This is a genomic window from Anaerolineae bacterium, from assembly GCA_014360855.1.
In the GTDB taxonomy this organism is placed as follows: Bacteria; Chloroflexota; Anaerolineae; order JACIWP01; family JACIWP01; genus JACIWP01.
Window position 1 is genome coordinate 1 of the sequence record JACIWP010000323.1, and the last position, 3,224, is coordinate 3,224.

Sequence of the window (3,224 nt, forward strand, 5' to 3'; positions counted from 1 at the left end):
AGGCGTCAATGGCGCGGTTCCAGTACTTGCGGCGCCGGCTGAGATGCGCCAGCGAGAGATAGGCCTGTGGGTCCGATGGGGTCAGCTCGATGGCGCGCTCATAGGCCTGGAACGCCTCGGCATCCCGCCCCAGGCGGGCATAGATATCTCCCAGGGCAGTGTGCCAGCAAGCGCGCGTGGGCAGGCGTTTCAGCGCCTCCTGGTAATCGCGGATGGCCTCCTGATGCCGGCCCATGGCGTGATACGCCTCTGCACGGCTGGCAAAGGCCTCGGGGAACTGATCATGGGAGATGGACAGCGCCTGGTCGTAATAGGAGATGGCCTCGGGCAGTTTGCCCTGGGCAGCCAGCGCGTCCCCCCAGCCTTTCAGCGCCTGGGCATCCAACGGGACAGCAGAGGCGGCGAAGCCGAAATCATCCAACCGGAGCAGGGACTGGCGCGAGGGCAGTTGGGCTTCCAGCCGGCCGCGATGCAGGAACTGCCGCACCAGGGCGAAGTCCTCGATGGCGCCGGTGTAATCGCCGGCCGCCAGCCGTGCCTGGCCGCGGGCCAGATAGGCCGCGGCCGGCTGACCGGCCGGCAGGGGCTTCCCCATCCCCGCTTCCCAAAGGCGGATGGCCTCGCTGAAATCAGCGCCGGCCTGGGCGTGGTCCTCCAGGGCGGCATGGCACAGGCCGCGATGGTAGTAGATAAGCGGGTCCTGCGGCGCTAGTGCCAGGGCCTGTCTCAGCCAGGCCAGGGCGCGCCGGTAGGCGCCGAGATGATAGTACGCCAGCCCCAGGTTGTGGATGTAGACCGGCTCGTCGCCGGCGAGCTGATGCGCCCGCTTGAAGTCATCGCGCGCTTCGGTCAGCCGGCCCTGCCGGGCATGCGCCAGCCCCAATCCCAGCCATGCGGTCGGATGCGCGTTCTCCAGCTCCAGGGCGCGGGCAAAATCGCGCTCGGCGCGTGCCGGCATGCCCTGCACCAGGAAGGCGAAGCCGCGGTTGATGTACAGATGGGGATTTTCCGCACCGCGCAGGATGGCCTGGTCATAATCCCAGATGGCGCCTTCCGGCTCGCCGGCCAGCAGGCGGCAGTTGCCGCGGTTGGCGTGCGCCGCAATCAGGCCTTCCCGCCCCGGGCCTTCCCCTGGGGTGGGGCCTTCTAACAACCACTGGAAGGCGCGCTCCGCGTATTCCAGCGCCAGGCGGTAATCGCCGCGCCCGCGCTGGGCGCTGGTCAGGTTCACGTAGATATCGAAGGCCCTGTTCGTACTGCCGCCGGCCAGGCCGGCCGCCTGCAGGTAATCGCGGCAGGCCTCCTCCCAGCGCCCCATCTGATGGCGCAGGATGCCGCGCTCCAGGAAGGCCGCGGCCTTCTGCCAGTCCACGGCCATTTCCACGAAGGCCCGACAGTAATAATCCCAGGCCGCCTCCCCGTTTCCCATGAGCGTCAGCGCGTCGGCGTAGCGGAAATGGGGCACGCCCAGCCGGCCGGCGATGGAATCGGAGAGCACCTCCATGGCCGACTGGTAACTGCGCAGGGCTTTGTCGGGCTGGCCGGCGCGGATGTACACGTCGCCGGCCAGGATGTGGGCCGGCACGTAGCTGCTGTCGATCGCCAGGGCGCGCTGGCTCGCCTCCTGGGCGGCATTCAAGTCGCCGGCCTCCAGGTGGTGCAGGGCCAGGGCGTGATGCGCCTGCGGCAGTTCCGCCGGCAGTGCTTCCGGGGAGAGGGCGTTCTGTTCCCCGTTTTGGGATGCGGCGGGCGCCTCCCCGGCCAACAGCCGGCCCAGGCGGATGCGCTGTTGCACGCCGGCATGGTCGGGGAAGAGCGGTTCCAATCGGTTCAGGAAGGGAGCGAGCGCCTGCCAGGCTTCCTCGGGGAAGGCATCCCATGCCTGATGTCCCAGCTCTGCCAGCTCGGTCCAGGCCGGCTGGCCGGCATCCCGGCCGGCCTGGCCCCAGATATCCAGCCAGGCGGGGATGGACGAGGGGAGGGCGAACCAGGCTTCCAGCAGGATGCCGGCGGCCTTGCCTGCTTCCGCGGCGTCCCCCTGGCAGAGGACATGATAGGCCCATTCCTGCGCGTACTGGAGCCACAGCATATTCTTCCAGCGCGCCGGCCCTGCGTCGGCAAGCTCCTCCAGCGGCTGGCGGTAATACTGGCACGCGCTCTGCTGAAGCGCCTGCCACTCCTCGGGGCGATGCCGGCGCACATGGTCCACCAATCCACTGCGGATGGAGGGGATGATGGTCCAGTTCTGACGATGGGACTGTATAAATGGGAGGGAGAGTAGCCAGTCCCATTCGGCGCTGGTGAGCCGCTGTCCGGATACGGTTTCGAGCGCCTCGCGATCCCAGGAGCGCAGGATAGAGGCGGCGAGCAGGGGACGTTCGAGGTTCCGGCCGGCCATCCAGCGCAGGAGCTGGCCGGCGGGTTCCTCCTCCCAAGGCACGTCGTCCAGGTGCAGGGGATAGGCGGCGGCCAGGGCCGTGACCCACGCCGGCCGGCCCTCCGCCAGCGCGGCGATCTGCTCCTGTGCGGGACTGCTCTCCACGCCGTAGCGGCTACAGCAGAAGCCGGCCATCTCCGGGTCGAATGGCTCCAGCGAGACACCCTGCAGATGGGGGCGCAGAGGCTCCCACAAAGGGCCGCTGGGGCGCGCTGCGGAGCAAAGCACCATCCAGACGCGCGGCGAAAGGCCGTTTCCCGGGTCCAGCAGGGCCTGAAGCCACTCGAGAAAGGGCGCCGGCCGGCTGTCCAGCGAGTCCAGTATCAGGAGCACGGGGGCTTCCTGGGCCAGCGCATTGACGTCCTGGATAAAAGCTTCCCGCAGTGCCTGCAGTGGGAACTGGATGAGCCGGCGGTCCTCCGGCGATTCCAGCAGTCGGCCGAGGTAGCGCAGGGGGCGCTCCTGCTGGCCGGCGACGAAATCCGCCAGCACGTGGGCGATATCGCTGGGGGAGCCCGCCGGCCGGAAGGGGAAATAGCGCGTCAGCCGGGCGGAAAGCGCCGGCCATCCCAACAGGGCGTAGGGGTCTTTGTCCATCTGCCACTGCAGGTAGTACCAGCGGGCATACTGCTCGCGGAAATGGGCCGGCGCCGCGCCGGCGGCGGTGAGGTCATTGGCCATTTTGACCATGGCATGAAGCGGGGAAGGTTGAAGCTCGTCGCACCAGGTCACCCAGGCGCCGGCTTCCGCCGCGACCCGCGCCAGAGCGCGTGCCAAGGTGCTCTTT

At 68.7% G+C, this 3,224-nt stretch carries 1 protein-coding gene; it reads right to left on the reverse strand.

Annotated elements, in window-relative coordinates; all coding sequences use genetic code 11:
* Positions 1 to 3,224 (reverse strand): tetratricopeptide repeat protein (locus H5T60_13410; protein MBC7243428.1); only part of this gene is annotated, 3,224 nt, incomplete at both ends.